Origin of the sequence: Stenotrophomonas sp. JAG2, from assembly GCF_041080745.1 — a bacterium.
Classification (GTDB): Bacteria; Pseudomonadota; Gammaproteobacteria; order Xanthomonadales; family Xanthomonadaceae; genus Stenotrophomonas; species Stenotrophomonas maltophilia_AA.
Map to the genome: position 1 here is coordinate 166757 of NZ_JBEUMH010000008.1, position 17760 is coordinate 184516.

Annotated in this window: 20 protein-coding genes and 1 tRNA gene; 5 read left to right on the forward strand and 16 right to left on the reverse strand. The window is 66.7% G+C overall.

Annotated elements, in window-relative coordinates; all coding sequences use genetic code 11:
- The first annotated feature begins 91 nt into the window (after positions 1 to 91).
- The 4 genes from AB9O74_RS12540 (at position 92) to AB9O74_RS12555 (ending at position 2481) form a co-directional block, all read left to right on the forward strand.
- Positions 92 to 880, forward strand: a complete 789-nt coding sequence (locus tag AB9O74_RS12540; RefSeq protein WP_369349509.1) for a MipA/OmpV family protein — start codon at positions 92 to 94, stop codon at positions 878 to 880.
- Positions 881 to 882: 2 nt separating this feature from the next.
- Positions 883 to 1095 carry a hypothetical protein gene (locus AB9O74_RS12545; protein WP_369349510.1) on the forward strand — a complete coding sequence of 71 codons (213 nt, stop codon included), beginning with the start codon at positions 883 to 885 and terminating at the stop codon, positions 1093 to 1095.
- Between the two features lie 38 nt (positions 1096 to 1133).
- Entirely contained in the window at positions 1134 to 1550 is a 417-nt protein-coding gene (locus tag AB9O74_RS12550; protein ID WP_369349511.1) for a hypothetical protein, read from the forward strand.
- A 160-nt stretch (positions 1551 to 1710) separates the two neighbouring features.
- On the forward strand, positions 1711 to 2481 hold the full coding sequence (locus AB9O74_RS12555) for a transporter (protein WP_369349512.1): 771 nt from the start codon (positions 1711 to 1713) through the stop codon (positions 2479 to 2481).
- Positions 2482 to 2574: 93 nt separating this feature from the next.
- Here AB9O74_RS12555 and AB9O74_RS12560 read toward each other — a convergent pair whose 3' ends face one another.
- The 8 genes from AB9O74_RS12560 to AB9O74_RS12595 all read right to left on the reverse strand — a co-directional run bounded on the left by AB9O74_RS12560 (position 2575) and on the right by AB9O74_RS12595 (position 11255).
- Positions 2575 to 2748: a DUF1328 family protein gene (locus tag AB9O74_RS12560; RefSeq protein ID WP_019182774.1), complete on the reverse strand. Its 174-nt coding sequence runs from the start codon at positions 2746 to 2748 to the stop codon at positions 2575 to 2577.
- A gap of 96 nt (positions 2749 to 2844) precedes the next feature.
- Positions 2845 to 3300 (reverse strand): GNAT family N-acetyltransferase, encoded by a 456-nt coding sequence (locus AB9O74_RS12565; protein WP_369349513.1) that lies wholly within the window; start codon positions 3298 to 3300, stop codon positions 2845 to 2847.
- An 89-nt stretch (positions 3301 to 3389) separates the two neighbouring features.
- On the reverse strand, positions 3390 to 4772 hold the full coding sequence (locus AB9O74_RS12570; protein ID WP_369349514.1) for a hypothetical protein: 1383 nt from the start codon (positions 4770 to 4772) through the stop codon (positions 3390 to 3392).
- 76 nt (positions 4773 to 4848) lie between these two features.
- A complete protein-coding gene (locus tag AB9O74_RS12575) occupies positions 4849 to 7899 on the reverse strand; it encodes a TonB-dependent receptor (RefSeq protein ID WP_369349515.1) in 3051 nt (1016 codons plus the stop codon).
- 159 nt (positions 7900 to 8058) lie between these two features.
- Positions 8059 to 9114, reverse strand: coding sequence for a FecR domain-containing protein (locus AB9O74_RS12580; protein WP_369349516.1), 1056 nt, complete (start codon positions 9112 to 9114; stop codon positions 8059 to 8061).
- Positions 9111 to 9635, reverse strand: a complete 525-nt coding sequence (locus tag AB9O74_RS12585; RefSeq protein ID WP_346489737.1) for an RNA polymerase sigma factor — start codon at positions 9633 to 9635, stop codon at positions 9111 to 9113. Before AB9O74_RS12585 ends, AB9O74_RS12580 begins: the two co-directional genes overlap by 4 nt.
- Before the next feature lie 125 nt (positions 9636 to 9760).
- Positions 9761 to 10606 carry a 3-methyl-2-oxobutanoate hydroxymethyltransferase gene (panB, locus tag AB9O74_RS12590; RefSeq protein ID WP_179458413.1) on the reverse strand — a complete coding sequence of 282 codons (846 nt, stop codon included), beginning with the start codon at positions 10604 to 10606 and terminating at the stop codon, positions 9761 to 9763.
- Positions 10607 to 10637: 31 nt separating this feature from the next.
- On the reverse strand, positions 10638 to 11255 hold the full coding sequence (locus tag AB9O74_RS12595) for a LysE family translocator (protein ID WP_369349517.1): 618 nt from the start codon (positions 11253 to 11255) through the stop codon (positions 10638 to 10640).
- Positions 11256 to 11375: 120 nt separating this feature from the next.
- On the opposite strand from AB9O74_RS12595, the gene AB9O74_RS12600 reads away from it, so the two are divergent.
- On the forward strand, positions 11376 to 11837 hold the full coding sequence (locus tag AB9O74_RS12600; protein ID WP_346489739.1) for an Lrp/AsnC family transcriptional regulator: 462 nt from the start codon (positions 11376 to 11378) through the stop codon (positions 11835 to 11837).
- Positions 11838 to 11973: 136 nt separating this feature from the next.
- Here the strand turns inward: AB9O74_RS12600 and AB9O74_RS12605 are convergent, their stop codons facing one another.
- From AB9O74_RS12605 to rpmI, 8 genes are all read right to left on the reverse strand, one after another.
- Complete coding sequence (locus tag AB9O74_RS12605; protein WP_369349518.1) at positions 11974 to 12363, reverse strand: GNAT family N-acetyltransferase; 390 nt, start codon at positions 12361 to 12363, stop codon at positions 11974 to 11976.
- 151 nt (positions 12364 to 12514) lie between these two features.
- Positions 12515 to 12591: transfer RNA gene (locus AB9O74_RS12610), tRNA-Pro, on the reverse strand.
- A gap of 67 nt (positions 12592 to 12658) precedes the next feature.
- Positions 12659 to 13015 carry a MerR family transcriptional regulator gene (locus AB9O74_RS12615; RefSeq protein WP_019182707.1) on the reverse strand — a complete coding sequence of 119 codons (357 nt, stop codon included), beginning with the start codon at positions 13013 to 13015 and terminating at the stop codon, positions 12659 to 12661.
- Positions 12996 to 13295, reverse strand: a complete 300-nt coding sequence (locus AB9O74_RS12620) for an integration host factor subunit alpha (RefSeq protein WP_005410432.1) — start codon at positions 13293 to 13295, stop codon at positions 12996 to 12998. The genes AB9O74_RS12615 and AB9O74_RS12620 overlap by 20 nt, the downstream gene beginning before the upstream one ends.
- Positions 13296 to 13321: 26 nt before the next feature.
- On the reverse strand, positions 13322 to 15703 hold the full coding sequence (gene pheT / locus AB9O74_RS12625; RefSeq protein WP_369349519.1) for a phenylalanine--tRNA ligase subunit beta: 2382 nt from the start codon (positions 15701 to 15703) through the stop codon (positions 13322 to 13324).
- Positions 15704 to 15796: 93 nt separating this feature from the next.
- Positions 15797 to 16792 (reverse strand): phenylalanine--tRNA ligase subunit alpha, encoded by a 996-nt coding sequence (gene pheS / locus AB9O74_RS12630; RefSeq protein WP_369349520.1) that lies wholly within the window; start codon positions 16790 to 16792, stop codon positions 15797 to 15799.
- Positions 16793 to 16987: 195 nt separating this feature from the next.
- Positions 16988 to 17347: a 50S ribosomal protein L20 gene (gene rplT, locus AB9O74_RS12635; protein ID WP_017355264.1), complete on the reverse strand. Its 360-nt coding sequence runs from the start codon at positions 17345 to 17347 to the stop codon at positions 16988 to 16990.
- Between the two features lie 10 nt (positions 17348 to 17357).
- The gene (rpmI, locus tag AB9O74_RS12640) at positions 17358 to 17555 is read right to left on the reverse strand and encodes a 50S ribosomal protein L35 (RefSeq protein WP_017355265.1); all 198 of its coding nucleotides are present in this window, start codon (positions 17553 to 17555) and stop codon (positions 17358 to 17360) included.
- Between the last annotated feature and the right edge of the window lie 205 nt (positions 17556 to 17760).

Consider the following 17760-nt stretch of genomic DNA (forward strand, 5'->3'; position numbering starts at 1 on the left):
AGGAGGCGATGGTACCGCGCAGCCGGACGTAACGTTCCGACAATGTAGGGCGCCCACCATGACACTCCGGTTGTTCCCCTTCGGCAGGTCCATGCACGTCCGTTTTCGTTTTTCGCGTCCGCTTCCCACCCTGACTGGCCTGGCCCTGGCCAGTGCGTTCACCGCTACGGCCGCCCAGGCAGCCGATGCCCCCGAGACGGGCAGGAAAAGCAGCGTCGGCATTGCCGTCGTCGCGCTCAAGGCCCCCTACGCCGGCTATGACACCGATCGCCTGGCCGCCCCGATCGTGAGCTGGGAGGGCCGGTCGTTCTTCTTCCGCGGGGGCAGCGTAGGCTATCGCCTGCACCAGACGGCGCAGTCCGAGCTGGCCCTGACCGCCTCGCCCTACGTCATGCGCTTCAAGCGCCGCGACAGCCACGACCCGCAGCTGCGCCAGCTCGACAACCGCAGCCTGTCCGGCATGCTCGGCGTCTCCTGGCGGCACCAGGCCGAATGGGGCGTGCTGCAGGCCAATGCGCAGGCAGAAGTGACCGGGCACGGCGGCGGTTTCTCGGCCGATGCCCGCTATGCCTATCCGATCCCGGCCGGCCGCGTGACCTTCATGCCTGCGGTGGGCCTGAACTACGCCAGTGCCGATCTGAACGACTACTACTTCGGTGTCAGCGAACGCGAAGCCGCCCGCAGCGGCCTGGCGCACTACTCCGCCGGCAGCGGCGTGTCGCCCTACCTGGACATCGCCGCAGTGATGCCGCTGGGGCCGCGTTGGACCGCCACCGCCTCGATCCGCCGCACCTCGCTGGCGGATGCCGTGCGTGACAGCCCGATGACCCGTGGCGACCACATGGATACCGCCGCCCTCTCCCTCAGTTACGGATTCTGATCATGCGTCAGGGAATCGTACGTCGTGTCGCGGATCTGGCCCTGCAGATCGAGCCGGACCGCGCCGCCGTTCTTGAATGGATTCTGCATTCCCCGCTGCCCGCACTCGACGGGCAGACCACGTTCGAACTGGCCTGCGAGGGCCAGGGCGAGCGCGTCGTCGCGCTGCTGGACACCCTGCTGCGGCAGGGTGATCCCGCCTTGCCGCGCGGCTGATTCCTCGTTTTTCCCCCACCGGTGTCCTGGAGGCGCGAATGCACAACGCAACCGATACCTCGCTGCTGCAAGCAGCCAATGATGACCTCGCCGCGCATGCGATCGTGGCCAATCTCCACCGTGCGATCCAGCAGCGCATGGAGCGCGACAGCCAGGCCCACGGCCGGTTTTCGCGCGCCTACATCGCCGAGCTGTTCGACATCGGGCGCACCATCAGCGTCGAGTGCCGGCCGCACCACGTCGACAGCGAATGGGTCACCGCGCGGCGTTCGTGGCTGGATGCCGTATTGCGCGAGCATCCGCTCGACCGTCGCGATGCGCAGCTGACCGCCGCCCGGCACGCCGCCGATGGATTCCTGCTCCGCGCCTGCGTGCTCGGCTGTGACGCGACACCCGATGGAGCGACCGTGCGCATGCGCGATGCCCTCATCGCCATGACCCGGCCGGCACACTGACCGCTGCAGCGCCACCCTGTCGCGGAGGCGCGGTGGCGCCACGGCGCAGGACGCTGCGCCGGCCTCTGCACAGAAGCGCGAAAATCACCGTGCTACATTCCGGCCAAGGAGCAGGCTGGCTGCTCCTTGATGCCGTCATGGTCCGGCCGGGAGTATTTGCATGCGATGTACAGCGCTGCTGCTGTCCCTGGTGTTTTCCACTGCCGCATCCGCGCAGGAGGATGCGCCACCCGAGCTGGCCTTCGATCGCCCGGGCATCGGGTTTGCGGCTTCGACGCTGCCCCGCGGTGGCGTAGCGCTGGAGGCGGGACTGCCCAGCTTCAGCCGCGACCGCGACGCGGACGGGGTGCTGAGCACGCAGTACAGTGCCGACCTCGCCCTGCGGATCGGCGTGGCCAGCCACGTTGAGCTGCAGGCCTTCACTTCGCCCTGGAACCACCTGCGCGTGGCGCCGCGCGATGCGCCGGCTGCGCACAGCCGTGGGGCCGGGGATCTCGGCATCGGCCTCAAAGTCGCCCTGCCCCTGCCATCGGACAGGCACGCCGTGGCCCTGCTGGCCACCACCACCTTTGCCACCGGCTCACGCGACTTCAGCGAGGGCGCGACGCAGTACGCGCTGGGCGCCAGCTATGAGTACGAGGTCAGCGACCGCTGGACCGGCGCGCTCTACGCCAACGTGACCCGCGGCGGCAGCGAGGACAGCGTCACCTGGGCGCCCAGCCTGAGTTTCGCCGCCACCGACACGGTCAGCACCTACCTGGAAGCGGGCTTCACCCATACGGACGGCGAGCCCTCGAGCAGGATCGCAGGCGCAGGGATCACCTGGATGGCGAGCCCGACCGTGCAGCTCGATGCGTCCTTCGATGTGGGGCTGGACGACGACAGCCCGGATACCCAGGCCGGGCTGGGCGTGTCGGTGTACTTCAACTGAGCCTTGCGGGGCACCTGTTGCCTCGCCAACGAAAAGGCCTGCGCGAAACCGCGCAGGCCTTTATCTGGAACCGCCGCGTGTTTACGCGACGGGTCAGGTCACCTTCTTGGCGATCGTCATGCCCAGCACGAACAGCACCACGGCGATGATGATGCCGGCCCAGAACAGGAACTTGGCGATGCCGATCGCAGCGCCGCCGATGCCGGCAAAACCGAGGGCACCGGCGATCAGGCCGATGACGGCAAAAATGATGGCCCACTTGATCATGATGATCCTTTCCCCGAATCGGGTTGAATGACAGGACTCCACGGTAGCCAGCAGGCTGTCTCACCTTCGTGAACGCGCCGACTGAACGGCGTGAAGTCAGGCGCGCGGCGCCAAGCGCATTTCCATCGGCTGGTAGCGCAGCCCGGAAGATTCCGCTGCCTCCCCTGTGCAGGTGAAGCCATAGCGCTCATAGGCGGGTACCGACGAGAGCGACGCGCTCACGGTCAGCACCTCCACACGCGCCTGCTCGACCATGGCCGCCATCAGGGCCTTGCCGACCCCCTGCTGCTGGTCCGCCGGGTCGACAAACAGCATGGCCACGTGACGGCCTTCCTTGAGCTCAGCGATACCGATGAGCCGATCCTCATGCGCGTAGGCCAGCATCACATTGTCCTGCGCCATGCGCGCGCGGAACCCCTCCACCGAGGCGATACGGGCAAAGGTCTCAATCCCAAGGTCAGGCAGCGATTGCGCCACCGCCCCCATGAAGGCCGCCATGCAGATGTGGCTCGCCTTTTCGAGATCCGCTGCCATCAGGGTTCGTACCGCCATCTGCTTCTCCTTTCGCGTCCATGAGGTCAGCGATCACTCTACCCCGCTGGCCCCGCGCCGCGCACGCCGCGCCAGCGGATCGACACCCGCTAGCGCGCGGCCTCCACAAAGACGGGATTGGAATAGAACCACAGGTCCTGCCAGGGATCTTCGCCTGGCACATCGGGCAGCGGCGTCCGCTCCGCAGTACTACTGCCGCGGGCACGGACGAAACCGCCCCGGGCGGGGACCGGCAACACCCAGGACACCGAGCGCCATGCGCCGTCCACCTGCCAGTCGCTGGCGCCGAACACACGCGTTTGCATCACAGGCCCATTTCCACTGCCGGGGCCGCCTACGATCAATTCGACGTGATCCAGCACCGGGTGCCGCCCAGCGTGATTGGCTGAGGCCGGTGCACGCACCCGCAGTTCAACGCGCATGGAGGCGCCAGGGGACAGCGACAGCGTGCCGCCCATCGTGGCGCTACGTACCTCGTCGTCGTTCGCAGTCACACGCAGCTCCAGTGCATCGATCAGATCACCGGTCACCGCGAACATCCGCCCGTGTCGAAGGCCATCGAGGATGTCCTCGGCGTCCCGCCGCGCCCAGACATGGGTCTTGCTGTACTGGCCGGGATCGAAATCGCTGCCGCCGTCGCGCTGATTGACGTGCGAATCCGAGCTGGCCGTGATCCAGAAGCGATGGCCTTCGGCGAGCAGCGTGTCCCAGATCCCGCCCACCGTCGCGGTCATCTGGTCGAAGCCGCCCAGTGTCGGTGCATCGGCATTGCGATACAGGCCACGATGGACACGGGTGGCCTGATGGCCCGGCGCGCCTTCCATGCCGACCAGGACCTGCGGTGCGGCGCCATGCCACGCCCGCAGTTCATCGGGCTCGACATCGCCCCACCGGCCCATCGCCGTGGCGGTGCGCGAGGGGTGATTGATGAACATCAACGGGGGTGCCGGCAGCGCCCGCATGTGGGCCAGTGCATCGAGCATCGTCTGCCCATCATCACGGCTGCCCTGCAGCGGCTCGCTGCGACTGTACCCGCGTTCGATCGCGACCAGCTGATCGCGCTCATCCGGGCTTGGCGCGATGATCAGCGAAGCGTGTTCGCCCGCCGGCACGTCGAATTCCATGCCGTTGAACTGGATCAGCCCGGGCACCTCGCGCCGCGCATCCAGCAGCGCCGGCCACGCATGGTCCCGGGTGACCGCCGAATGCCCCGGCCCGCCATGATCGGTATGCACCATCCAGGTCAGCCCATTGGCGAGCGCCTGCCGGGCGTTATGGGTGCGGGTGTAGGACGAGTCGCCGCCACGGATCGGTGTCGGCGGCAGGGTGCTGCGATCCCAGTCCACGCTCCACTCGCTGTGGACATGGTGATCACCGGCCTGCCAGCTGCGGCCGGCATCGTCATCCGCCGCCTGGGCGACCACCGGCCACGCCAGCACGGCCACAAGCGGCAGGAAAAAGAAATGTCGCATCAAGTATTCCTCACAAACGGGCGGCCGCATCCGGGGCACGCGTACGCGCCTCCGGATGCACCGCGAAGCGGGCGGCTCAGAAGTCCGCGCGCAGGCCGAGACTGATGCGGCGGCCGGAGCGTTCGTACATCGTCGGGAACGCAGGATCCATCGTGTAGCCGGTGGTCGCCTGGTTGGTCAGGTTGATGCCCTTCAGGCTGAGTTTGATGCTGTCAGTGAGGCGATAGCCGATCGACACGTCCACCTGGCCGTAGTCATCGCGCCAGATCGGGTACATGTTGTAGCCGATCGATTCGACATACTCGCCCTTGTGGTTGTACGACACGCGCGCGTCGAAGCGCGCGTTCTCGTAGTACACGGTGACGTTGTATGACTTCTCCGAAAGACCCGGCATCGGCGTGCTCACGCCCAGGTCGGATTCGCCGGCCAGCGAGCTGTCCAGCATCGTGTAGTTGGCGTTGATGCCGAAGCCTTCCAGCGAACGGTGCAGCATGCTCAGCGGCAGCTGCGCGATCAGCTCGACACCTTTCACGACATAGGTGCCATTGGCATTGATCGGCTGGTAGACGTCGAAATCATAGGTGCCGTTGAGCGAGCCGTTGGCGTTGTAGACCGCCACATCCGGCACCACGCCGGTCAGCGCATTGATCACCACGCCGTCGATCTTCTTGTGGAAGTACGAGGTCGCGAGCAGGCCACCGTTGTCCAGGTACTTCTCCAGCCCCAGTTCCCACTGCTTGGCATAGGTAGGCTGCAGATCCGGGTTGCCATCGGTGAAGCGGAACGAGCTCCAGCTGGCGGTGCGCTTGTAGGCGATGTCGGTCAACGCCGGGCGGATGAAGGTCTTGGAGGCCGCGCCGCGCAGCAGCAGGCCTTCGGCCAGTTCGGCGGTGGCATTCAGGCTCGGCAGCAGATCGTTGTAGCTGCCTTTGCGCGAGACAGGCGTGTCGGTATAGCCGGTGCTACCGTCTGCCCGCTGGATCGGGTGGAAGCCGGAGGACTGCACCGAGGTATCCACGTAGCGCACGCCGGCGTTGATCGAGACCGGCACGCGGCCCACATCGAAGCCGATGTCGGTCATCGCGTACAGGCTGGTCACGTTCTCATCCACCCGGTAGTACTGGCCCGGATCAAACGGCGTCGCGAAGCCCGGATAGCGGAAGGCACTGCGTGCGTAGTCGTTGGAGACCATCTTCCAGTCCAGGTCTTTCACCGAGTAGCCACCGCCCGGCACGATATCGGCGATCGACTGCAACGGGCTGTCGGCCAGGGTGCGCTTGTTGACCCAGCTGTTGTTGCCCGCACCCGGCCCGTAGATCTTCGCTTCGCCGTACTCGCGCTGCTTGGATTTGTCGGTGTAGCGCGCACCGAACTGGACGCTGCGCAGGGCCGGCAGGAAGGTCAGTTCGAGTGACTTGGTCACATCCACCTGGGCGGCGTACTTGTCATCGCTGACCTTCTCCAGCGTGGTTTCATAGGCCTCGAACAGGTACTTGTCCGAAGCGTTGTACATGTCGATGCTGGCCGGGTTGGCGCTGGGAATCGTCTCGCCACTCTTGCCGGTCCAGCGGGTCCGCGAGGGCGCGTAGGCCACGTGCTTGAGGTTGCTGGCATCCAGGGTCTTGTCGGCGCCGGAATAGCCGACCATCGCATCCACGCCCCAGGTATCGCCCTTCCAATCCATCGCCATGCTGTACTGGCTGAAATCGGTCTTGTTGATCCGCTCCTTGCTCAGCATTTCGTGCTGGGTGGCGGTGTAGGACACATCGCGCAGCACCACGATGCCGTACTGCGACAGCGTGCTGGCGTCGTAGTCATGGATGGTCTCCAGCGTGCTGCGGCTGGAGGCGGAATACGCGGCTGCGTCGTACTCGTCTTCGGTGGTGTCGTAGCCGCCGAGCATCGCATCGAAGGTCAGGCTGAAGCGGCTGCTCGGCTTGTACTGCAGCGAGGCGGTGGCGCCCCACTTGTCCTGGTCGTTCACGAACACGCGGTCACCGACCTTGTCCTGGAACACGATCAGGTTGCTTTCATCGGTGTCGTTGCGGTTCTTGACCACCACACCGGCATCGCGGGCCAGCACTGCGGCAGCCTGCGTACCGCGCGTGCCGGAGGCCCCCAGGAAGCGCGACATCGGACGGAAGTTGATCCCGGAGGTCGCGTCCGTGCGGTTGCTGCGCTTGGCGGTGGCGAAGGACACCAGGCCACCCCAGTCACCCCAGGTATCACTGGCCAGGAACGAGAACTTGGGATCGACCTCTTCGGAGATCGAGTTGTGCGCGCCTTCGACCGACGCCACCAGCTTGCGGCCGGTGTAATCGAAGGGGCGCGCGGTGGAGATCTGCACCGAGCCGGCGATGCCGCCCTCCTCGTCCGCCGCGGTCGGCGACTTCAGCACCGTCACCTGCTGGATGATCTCCGAGGCGAAGATGTCGAACTCGATGTCACGCCCACCGCTGCCCGACGCGGTGGCCAGGTTGTTGATCGAGACATGGGTGTACTCCGATGGCAGGCCACGCACATTGACGCGGCTGCCCAGGCCCTTGTCGCGCTCGATGGTCACGCCGGGCATGCGCTGCAGGGCTTCGGCCAGGTTCTGCTCGGGAAAGTCGGCCACGTCGGTGGCGACGATCGAATCGGAGAAGCCGATCGTGGCGCGCTTGATGTCCACGGCCTGCTCCAGGCTGCGGCTGTAGCTGCCGACCACGTCGATGCGCTCCAGCTGCTGCAGGCCGGCATCGCCGGCGCCCGCGGGTGCCGCTTCAAACGCCACAGCGGATGCGTCGACGGGTACGGCGGACGTGCCCGACGGTGCGGCATCACTGCGCGCTTCGATGGTCACCGTGGTGTCGTTGAGATAGCGATAGCGCAGGCCGGTTCCGTCCAGCAGCTGCTCCAGGGCCTGCTGCGGCGCCAGGCCGGCGGGCATGGCGCGGGTGCGCGGGTTGCCGGCCTGCTGCGCGTTGTAGACGAACTGCAGCCCGGTCTGGCGCGACAGATCATTGAGCGCACGGTCGAGCGGCTGGGCAGGAATCGCCTCGCTGGCAACACGCGATTCCTGCGCGATGGCGGTGACGGCAGCGCTCTGCAGGGCAAGAGCGATCGAAAGGAAAAGAATGCGGCGCATCGTAGAAGTCCAGTGGGGTGGTATGAGCGTCGCGAGACGGAATCGTTCGCGCTTGCCTGGACTACGAGGGCGCAGGGCGAGGATCGGGCACCGGTATTTCGATGAATTTTTTTTGACAGCCCTTGGCAGCACCGCGCCCAGTCCCGCGGGGCACTGCCATTACTGCGGTTTCTGCGCGGCCCCAGCGGCAGAGCGGCTGCCCACACGGATCGTCCTGTCGACCACACGGGTATGCAGCGAGGGCTGCTGATCGAGGAAGGTACGCAGCGATGCAAGATCATCGCCACGCAGGTTGCCGGTCAGGCGCAGCGCGCCGGCGACATCGTCATCCACCTGCAGGCGCACGTCGTTGAGCCGGTTGAACTGCTCGGCCACCTCGCGCAGTGGCTCGTCCTGGAACACCACGCGGCGTCGCCACCATGCGGTCATCGTGTCCGCATGCTGCTGGCGGATGCTGATGGACTGGTCGCGGTAGTCGATGTGGGCGCTCTGCCCGGCGCGAAGATCAGCGAGCAGACGGCCCTGGCCCGAGTCGCCGCGCACCTGCACGCTGCCTTCGGCCACCTCGATCCTCGCCTGCTCGCGCCGCAGCGACACGTCGAAGGTCGTGCCGATATCGCGCACCTCCAGCCCTGCCGCATGCACGGCGAAGGGACGACGTTCCTCGGCGACCACAAAGCTGGCCTGCCCGCGCGACAGCTCCACGCGGCGGCTCAGCAGGGTGAAGCGGATCGACAGTTCGCTCTCCGCGTTCAGATGCACCACGGTGTGATCGGGCAGCGCGAAGCTGCGCGGCGCGCCATGCGCCGCGACGTAGTGGCGGGTCTGTGGCCAGGCCATGTGGCCGACTATCCCCACGCCCAGCAGCAGCGCGGCGGCTGCGGCGATACCCGGCAGGTGCCGGCGTGACGCGCGCGATGCCACCGGCTGCGGCGGACGCCGCCGCACCGGCAGCGCCACCACGTTGTCGTCGGCCGGCGGTGGCCCTGCAGCAATCAGCGCATCCAGGTCGACCGCCATGCCCCGCAGCGCATCGCTGAGCTCGCTGGCCACGCGGCTGACCGTGATGTACTCGCGCAGGTGGGCCGGCGAGGTCACCAGCCAGGTCATGAACTGGCGTTGCTGATCAGGCGTCACCCCGCCCTGGCGCTGCAGCGCATGCCAGTGCGCGGCTTCGTTGGCGAGGGAAGGACGCGGGGCGGGAATCTCGCTCACCACGCCTCCGCATGACCGGCCAGCGCGCGGCGGCACACGGACAAGCCGCGCACCACGTGCTTCTTGACCATATGGGAGGACACGCCCAGCCGCTCGGCGATCTCCTTGTAGCTGAGTCCATCGCGGTACTGCATCACCAACACCGCACGGGTGTGCTCGGGCAAGGTACCCAGCAGCGTCTGCAGATGCGTGCGGCGCTGCGCGCGTTCGGCGGCATCCTCGACGGTTTCTTCGCCGGTCAGCAGCGTGGTGAGGTTCTCCAGATCATCGATCGGAAGCATCGACCAGCGCCGGCGCGCGGCCTGCTCGCGCGCCAGATTCTGCGCGACGGTAAACAGGTAGGCCTCCGGATTGGCGATCGCCTCGCCTTGATCCTCATGTGCGCGCAGCAAGCGCAGATAGGTCTCCTGCACCATGTCCTCGGCGTCCTGGCGCGCACCGCGGCGGGTGAAGAATCCCCTCAGCACCGGCCCCTGCTCCAGAAACATGCGCGCCAAACGCCGTTTTGCGTGTTCGGCCACGATCCCGCCTCGCCCCCAGGTGCGGCGAAGGTACGTGGCCTGCATGACGATTGGATGACGCGGGGAGCACGGTACCGCCGCGCGGCGGTACCGTGGAAACGCGCCTCAGGCCGCGCGCGTATCGATCAGAACGTGTGTTCCGGGCCGGGGAACGTGCCTGCGCCCACCTCTTCCGCGAACTCACGCGCGGCCTTTTCCAGCAGCCCGTGCATGTCCGCATACTGCTTCACGAAGCGCGGCAGTTTGCCCGTGCGCAGCCCTGCCATGTCCTGCCAGACCAGCACCTGCGCATCGCAGTCGCTGCCCGCTCCGATACCGACGGTGGGAATCTTAAGCGCCGCGGTGATCTGTGCGGCCACCGTGCCGGGGACCATTTCCATCAGTACCGCGAAAGCACCGGCCGCCTCCAGCGCGCGCGCTTCCTCGATCAGCCGTGCGCCATCCTCGCCCCGCCCCTGCACGCGGAAGCCGCCGAGCTGATGCTCCGACTGCGGCGTGAAGCCGATATGCGCCATCACCGGGATGCCGCAGCTGACCAGCTTGCGGACCTGCGGCACCATCTCGATCCCGCCTTCCAGCTTGACGGCGTGTGCGCCGCCCTCCTTCATGAAACGGACGGCCGTGTGGAAGCACTGCTCCGGGGAGGCCTGGTAGGAGCCGAACGGCAGATCGGCGATCACCAGCGGCCGCCGCGTGCAGCGGCTCACCGCGCGCACCAGCGGCATCAGCTCGTCGACGGTGACCGGCAGCAGCGAGTCGTTGCCGAATACATTGTTGGACGCCGAGTCGCCGATCAGCAGCACCGGAATGCCGGCATCTTCGAAGATCGCCGCGGTGTACATGTCGTAGGCGGTGAGCATGGCCCACTTCTCGCCGCGCTCCTTCATCTGCTGCAGGTGCGGAATGCGCACGCGCGGTGCCGGGACCGGGGCAGTGCCCGGCGTCGCGTAGGGATGGAGCTGTTCGGTCATGCGAAGCATCCTGGTGGAGAACAACGTGGGGTCAGAGTGTGCCGGTTCCGCTCAACAACAGCACGGCGATCACGATCATCGCAGCGCCAGAGACACGGCCGGCGGCGCGTGATGCACGCGGGCGCGTGCGCAGCAAGGCACCGGCGCCATAGCCGACCGCAAGATAGACCGCGCCGCAGCTGACCAGATGGACCATGCCCAGCGCGATGATCTGCACGGGCATCGCCCACGCCGCGCTGGCGGAAATGAACTGGGGCAGCAGGGCCAGGAACAGCAGCAGCACCTTGGGATTGAGCCCGCTGACGCAGGCGCCCTTGAGCGCCCAATGGCGCCACCCCGTCACCACGCCCGCAGCGTCGGCCGCAGCCACCGGCGGGTGGCGCAGCAGGCCGATGCCCAGCCACAGCAGATACAGCGCACCCAGCACGGTCAGGACGTGCAGCGCGACCGGCACGCGGGCAAGCATCGCACCGACGCCCGCGGCGACCAGCCCGATCGCGAGCAGATGGCCAGACAGCAGTCCGGCCACCGCCGGCACCACCGCCCGCCCGCGCAGGCCGGCGGCGATCGCGTGCGCCCAATCCGCACCGGGGATGAGCACGAAGAGGATGGACACCGCCCAGAAGGCGGCAATGACGCTGGGTTGCATGGGGGTCCAAGGGGCGGTCTTGCCGCGATCGGCGGGATGGACAGAAGAATATTCCCGCGCCTTTGGAATGTGCTTCCAAATACTTGCACCCCGCCGGCCTGCAGGAGGAAACTCTTGCGCATGGATGCCACCGACCAGCGAATTCTTGCCGAGCTGCAGAAAGACGGCCGCCTCACTGTGACCGAGCTGGCCGAGCGCATCGGCCTGAGCATCTCGCCCTGTCACCGCCGCGTGCGTGCCCTGGAGCAGTCCGGCGCGATCCGCGGCTATCGCGCCGAGCTCGATCCCGCCGCCTTGGGCCTGAAGTTCTCAGCGCTGGTGTTCATCACCCTGCGCGACGGCGACCGCCACGCGGTGGACGCCTTCGAACACGCGGTGGCCGAGGTGCCGCAGGTCCTGCAGGCACAGCGCCTGTTCGGCGACCCGGACTACCTGCTGCACGTGGTCACCCGCGACCTGGCCGCGTTCCGGCACCTCTACGACGAACACCTCTCCGCCCTGCCCGGCGTGCAGCGGCTGACCTCGACCCTGGTGATGAAGGACGTGGTGATCGACCGGCCGCTGCCGTTGAACGGGCATTGAGGCACCCGCATTAAACCTTCTGACCGCGAACGTCTGGCTTGCCCACGACGCAATCCGCAGCGAAGCCGACGCCGCGCGTAAACGGCCGCTCAACCAGTCGCCCTGCATCGACAAGGGCACGCCCGGCCTCGAAGGCTCAACCATCGCCCGGGGTGACCCTGCAATAGAACACCAGCTCCGGATCATCGGGGTCGAGGTTGTCGATGTGTCCGCTGGATTCGAAGCCGGTCTGCAGAAGCACGGCCTGCATCCGGGTGTTGGAACGATTGGTCGATGCAAACAGCTTGGGGTGCGCGCAGACGGATTTCAGATACTCGATCAGGATCCGGGCCAGCCCTTGGCGACGGCGCGCTGGATCGACCATCAGCATCTCGATGAAGCCGCAGCCGAAGAAGTGATAGTCGAGTACGCCGTACGCGGCGGCGCATGCGTCGATGGTGACCACGTAGCACGCATCCGCCCCGATCCAGGCGCGGATCAGCTCAGCGCGTTCCGGCGCCTGTGCGGCGACGCTGTCGATGGCCACCAGCGCTCGCAGGTCCTGCATCGTTGCCTGGCGAATCTGGATCACGGGTGCATTGCCTTTCTCGCTGTCACGTCGAGACGGGAGGATGTTTTACCGGACAGAAAAAAGGCCTGCGCATCGCTGCACAAGCCTTTGATCGAATCACCAACATTGGTCGGGACGGCCGGATTTGAACCGACGACCCTCTGCCCCCCAGGCAGATGCGCTACCAGGCTGCGCTACGCCCCGATGATGCTGGCAATGTCCCCGCCTCTCAGCGGGCCGACGAGTATAACGGGTTTGCGTGAAAAATGGTTCAGCGGCGCAGCAATTGCAGCACTTCTTCCAGTTCCATCCGCGTCTGCTTGATGATCTGGTTGCTCAGCGCCGATTCCTCGCGCGCATCGGCACCTTCCAGGCGCAGGCGCGCGCCGCCGATCGTGTAGCCCTGCTCGTAGAGCAGGCCGCGGATCTGGCGGACCATCAGCACGTCGTGGCGCTGGTAGTAGCGGCGGTTGCCGCGGCGCTTGGCCGGCTCGAGGCTGGGAAACTCGGTTTCCCAGTAACGCAGCACGTGCGGCTTGACGTCGCACAGTTCGCTGACTTCACCGATGGTGAAGTAGCGCTTGGCCGGTATCGGCGGAAGTTCTCGGTTACTGCCCGGATCCAGCATATGCCTCTACCCTTTCCTTGAGCTTCTGGCCCGGACGGAAGGTGACCACCGTACGGGCGGAAATCGGAATTTCCTCACCGGTCTTGGGGTTGCGACCCGGGCGCTGGTTCTTGCGCCGCAGGTCGAAATTCCCGAAGCCGGACAGCTTCACCTGACGTCCCTGTTCCAATGCTTCACGCAGCACATCGAAGAACGCGTCGACAAATTCCTTGGCTTCGCGCTTGTTCAGACCGACTTCGTCGAACAGCTTCTCGGCCATCTCCGCCTTGGTCAATGCCATTGCCTGCTATCCCCCATGCTTCCCGCTCAGCCGCGGATCCGGGCGTGATGTTCACGCTCCATGGCAGAGACCGCCTCGGCCACCACCGCATCCACGTCGCGGTCCGTCAGAGTGCGCGACTTGTCCTGCAAAATCAAGCCCATAGCGAGACTCTTGAACCCCGGCTCGACCCCCTGGCCGACGTACCGGTCGAACAGGGTGACCTCGCGCAGCAGCGGGCCGACGGCCCGGCGCAGGGTGGCTTCCAGGTCGGCCCAGGCCGCGGCCTCGGGCACCAGGAAGGCCAGATCGCGGCGCATCGACGGGAACCGCGACAGCTCGCTCGCACGCGGCAGCGCGCGGGCGGCCAGCGGGGCCAGGTCCAGCTCGAAGGCGAATACGTCCACGTCGATATCCATGGCCTTGGCCAGGCGCGGGTGGATCTGGCCGATCCAGCCCAGGCTGACGCCGTCACGGTAGACCTCGGCCGAGCGTGCCGGGTGGCCATACGGACGCTGCGACGGCGTGAACTCCAGTTCGGCGCCACTGGCGGCCGCCAGCGATTCCAGGTCGCCCTTGAGGTCGTGGAAATCGACCTTGCGGGTCGGCAGGCCCCATTGCTGGGTGTCGGCATCGCCACAGATCGCAGCGGCCACGCGCTGGGTCTCCAGCGGGGCGGGCTGGCCCTCGCCGGCCTGCTGATGGAACACGCGGCCCAGTTCGAACAGGCGCACGCGGCCCAGCTGGCGGGCGGCATTGCGGCCCAGGGTGGCGACCAGGCCCGGCAGCAGCGACGGACGCATCACCGCCAGTTCGGCCGACAGCGGGTTGGCCAGCGCGACCAGACCCTCGTCCAGCTGCCACTGCGCGAGCAGCGCGGCATCGACGAAGGCGTAGTTGATGGTTTCCTGCAGGTCACGGGCGACCAGCTGGCGACGGACGCTGAGGTCGTCCAGGCGGGTCTCGGTCGGCATCGCCACGCGCGAGGCACCGCCCGGCAGCGTGGTCGGAATCTGCTCGTACCCGTGGATGCGGGCCAGCTCTTCGATCAGGTCTTCTTCGATGGCGATATCGAAGCGGCGGCTCGGCGCGGTCACCTGCCAGCCATCGGCGGACGCGGTCACGTCCATGCCCAGCGCGCGCAGAATGCGCTCCACATCGGCATCGGCGATCTGGATGCCCAGCACGCGCGCGATACGGGCGCGGCGCAGGGCGATGGTGGCGGTCGCCGGCAGGTCGGCCTCACGCACGGCCTCGGTGACCGGCGCCGGGGTGCCGCCGGCCAGGTCCAGGATCAGGCGGGTGGCATACTCGATCGCCGTGCGCGGCAGCACCGGGTCGACGCCGCGCTCGAAGCGGTGGCCGGCATCGGTGTGCAGGCCGAGCTTGCGGCCCCGGCCCATGATCGCGGCGGGCGCGAAATGCGCGGCTTCCAGGAATACGTTCGTGGTGTCGTCGGTGACGCGCGTATCGAAGCCGCCCATCAGGCCGGCCAGCGCGATCGGGCGGTCGGCATCGGTGACGAGCAGGAAGCTGTCGTCCAGCGCGGCGTCGCGGCCGTCGAGCAGTTTCAGGGTTTCACCGGCGCGCGAACGGCGCACGCCGATGCTGCCCTGCAGGGTGCCCAGATCGAAGGCGTGCATCGGCTGGCCGAGCTCGAGCATCACGTACTGGGTGACGTCCACCAGCAGCGAGACCGGGCGCACGCCGCTGCGGCGCAGGCGCTCGGCCATCCACAGCGGGGTCGCGGCGCGGGCGTTGACGCCCTCGATCACGCGACCGACATAACGCGGCGCTTCGGCACCGGCATCCAGGCGGATCGCCAGCTCACGCGTGCCCACGGCAGGCACCGGGGCGGCGTCGAACGGCACCACTTCACTGGCGCACGCGGCGGCCACGTCGAAGGCGATGCCGCGGATGCTGAAGCAGTCGGCGCGGTTCGGGGTCAGCTTGATCTCGATGCTGGCGTCCGGCAGGCCGAGGTACTCGACCAGGGTCTGGCCGACCGGCGCATCGTCCGGCAGTTCGAACAGGCCGGAGGCATCGGTGTCCAGGCCCAGCTCCTTGGCCGAGCACAGCATGCCGTTGGACTCCACGCCACGCAGCTTGGCCGGCTTGATCTTCAGGTCGCCGATCTGCGCACCGACCATCGCCAGCGGGGCGACCAGGCCCGGCCGCGCGTTCGGTGCGCCACACACGATCTGCAGGTGCTCGCCCTGCCCCGCATCGACCTGGCAGATCTGCAGGCGGTCGGCTTCGGGATGGCGCTCGGCGGAAATGATCTTGGCTACGACCACATGCTGCAGGCCATCGCCCAGCGCATCGACCTCTTCCACTTCCAGGCCGATCGCGGTCAGCACCGCGCTGAGTTCATCGCGCGAAACGGTGGTCGGGACGTGGCTGCGCAGCCAGTTTTCAGAGAATTTCATGGTGTCACCCTGGTGGGCCCGGCGCAGGCGCCTGGGCCGTGATGGTCTTGAATCCTGTCCAGCCGGGCATGGCCCGGCGCTACGCTGACGCGCTTACGCGAACTGCTTCAGGAACCGCACGTCGTTTTCGAAGAACGCGCGCAGGTCGTTGACGCCGTAACGCAGCATCGCGAAGCGCTCCACGCCCATACCGAAGGCGAAGCCGGTATAGCGCTCCGGATCGATGCCGACGCTGCGCAGCACGTTCGGATGGACCATGCCGCAGCCGAGCACCTCCAGCCAGCGGGTGCTGCCGTCGGGCTGCTGCCAGGCGATGTCCACTTCCGCACCGGGTTCCACGAACGGGAAGTAGCTGGGGCGGAAGCGCATTTCGAAATCCTGTTCGAAGAACGCGCGTACGAACTCGGACAGCGTGCCCTTCAGATCGGCGAACGTGGAGTGCTCATCGACCAGCAGGCCTTCGACCTGGTGGAACATCGGCGAATGGGTCTGGTCGCTGTCGCTGCGGTACACCTTGCCGGCCGCGATCATGCGCAGCGGCGGTGCATGCTCGCCCATGTAGCGCACCTGCACACCGGAGGTATGCGTGCGCAGCAGGCGGCCATCGCCGAAATAGAAGGTGTCGTGCATCGCACGCGCCGGATGGTGCGGCGGGAAGTTCAGCGCTTCGAAGTTGTGCCAGTCGTCTTCGATTTCCGGTCCTTCGGAGAGCTCGTAACCGAGGCGGCCGAAGATCTCGGTGATCCGCTCCAGGGTACGGGTCACCGGGTGCAGGCCACCGCGCTCATCGCGACGGCCCGGCAGGGTGATGTCGATCGCTTCAGCGGCCAGGCGCGCGTCCAGCGCAGCGTCTTCCAGCACGGTCTTGCGATCACCCAGCGCGCTGGTCAGCGCGTCACGGGCACGATTGATGGCTTCGCCGGCGGCTTTGCGCTCATCGGCCGGCAGGCCACCGAGCTGCTTGAGCTGTGCGGTGATGCTGCCGTTCTTGCCCAGCAGGGCCACGCGCAGGGCTTCCAGCGCGTCGGGGCTCTGGGCAGCGGCCACGTCGGCCAGTGCCTGCGTGGTCAGGGATTGGATGTCACTCATGGATAGCCGGAGCCTCGCGTCGGTATGCCATCGCGATGCGCGTCGGGCCGACCCCCGTCGCCACCGCTGTCGATCGATGGCACCGGGAGGGCCACCGCCAACACAAAAAAGAATGGGGAAGGACTTGCGCCCTTCCCCATGCATTTGCCTTACCCACAGCCGTTGCGCGTGAACGGCAACGGCAGGGGAATGGACTTATGCCGCCAGTGCGCCCTTGGCCTTTTCGGCCAGTGCAGCAAAACCAGCTGCGTCGTGCACGGCGATGTCAGCCAGAACCTTACGGTCCAGGGTGATGCCGGACTTGAGCAGGCCGTTCATGAAACGGCTGTAGCTCAGGCCGTTGATGCGGGCAGCCGCGTTGATGCGGGTGATCCACAGCGAACGGAAGTTGCGCTTCTTCTGCTTACGACCGATGTAGGCGTACTGCTGTGCCTTGATCACGGCCTGCTTGGCAACGCGGAAGACCTTGCGGCGAGCGTTGTAGTAACCCTTCGCCAGGGTCAGAATTTTCTTGTGGCGGCGACGCGCCTGTACGCCACGCTTTACTCGTGCCATGGGTCAGTCCTCAGAGGTAGGGAAGCATACGGTTCAAACGGCCTGCGTCTTCTGCACGAACATGGTTCGTCTGACGCAGATTGCGCTTCCGCTTGGTCGACTTCTTCGTGAGGATGTGGCTACGGTTGGCGTGGCCAGCCTTGAACTTGCCGGACGCGGTCTTGCGGAAGCGCTTGGCCGCCGCCCGGTTGGTCTTGATCTTGGGCATTGCTATGTCCTTGATGATGTTTTGTCACTGACCAGGGCGGTGGCATTGCCACACTTTCCGTCCGTGCCCTTGCCTGCTTGTAAGCCCGGGATCCCCTATGGGAACCAGGCCGGTCCTGTTTGCCGTTGAAACAGCGTGCCTTTGTGGGGCGGGAAACCGTTCAAAACAGCACCCCCGCAAAACGGGGCCGCCCATTATGCCTGTG

Bases quoted from the DNA above. Each gene is read 5' to 3' on its own strand.
- AB9O74_RS12540 (WP_369349509.1), top strand. From the start codon at position 92: ATGCACGTCCGTTTTCGTTTTTCGCGTCCGCTTCCCACCCTGACTGGC.
- AB9O74_RS12545 (WP_369349510.1), top strand. From the start codon at position 883: ATGCGTCAGGGAATCGTACGTCGTGTCGCGGATCTGGCCCTGCAGATC.
- AB9O74_RS12550 (WP_369349511.1), top strand. From the start codon at position 1,134: ATGCACAACGCAACCGATACCTCGCTGCTGCAAGCAGCCAATGATGAC.
- AB9O74_RS12555 (WP_369349512.1), top strand. From the start codon at position 1,711: ATGCGATGTACAGCGCTGCTGCTGTCCCTGGTGTTTTCCACTGCCGCA.
- AB9O74_RS12560 (WP_019182774.1), bottom strand. From the start codon at position 2,748: ATGATCAAGTGGGCCATCATTTTTGCCGTCATCGGCCTGATCGCCGGT.
- AB9O74_RS12565 (WP_369349513.1), bottom strand. From the start codon at position 3,300: ATGGCGGTACGAACCCTGATGGCAGCGGATCTCGAAAAGGCGAGCCAC.
- AB9O74_RS12570 (WP_369349514.1), bottom strand. From the start codon at position 4,772: ATGCGACATTTCTTTTTCCTGCCGCTTGTGGCCGTGCTGGCGTGGCCG.
- AB9O74_RS12575 (WP_369349515.1), bottom strand. From the start codon at position 7,899: ATGCGCCGCATTCTTTTCCTTTCGATCGCTCTTGCCCTGCAGAGCGCT.
- panB (WP_179458413.1), bottom strand. From the start codon at position 10,606: ATGACCGAACAGCTCCATCCCTACGCGACGCCGGGCACTGCCCCGGTC.
- AB9O74_RS12595 (WP_369349517.1), bottom strand. From the start codon at position 11,255: ATGCAACCCAGCGTCATTGCCGCCTTCTGGGCGGTGTCCATCCTCTTC.
- AB9O74_RS12600 (WP_346489739.1), top strand. From the start codon at position 11,376: ATGGATGCCACCGACCAGCGAATTCTTGCCGAGCTGCAGAAAGACGGC.
- AB9O74_RS12615 (WP_019182707.1), bottom strand. From the start codon at position 13,015: ATGCTGGATCCGGGCAGTAACCGAGAACTTCCGCCGATACCGGCCAAG.
- AB9O74_RS12620 (WP_005410432.1), bottom strand. From the start codon at position 13,295: ATGGCATTGACCAAGGCGGAGATGGCCGAGAAGCTGTTCGACGAAGTC.
- pheT (WP_369349519.1), bottom strand. From the start codon at position 15,703: ATGAAATTCTCTGAAAACTGGCTGCGCAGCCACGTCCCGACCACCGTT.
- pheS (WP_369349520.1), bottom strand. From the start codon at position 16,792: ATGAGTGACATCCAATCCCTGACCACGCAGGCACTGGCCGACGTGGCC.
- rplT (WP_017355264.1), bottom strand. From the start codon at position 17,347: ATGGCACGAGTAAAGCGTGGCGTACAGGCGCGTCGCCGCCACAAGAAA.
- rpmI (WP_017355265.1), bottom strand. From the start codon at position 17,555: ATGCCCAAGATCAAGACCAACCGGGCGGCGGCCAAGCGCTTCCGCAAG.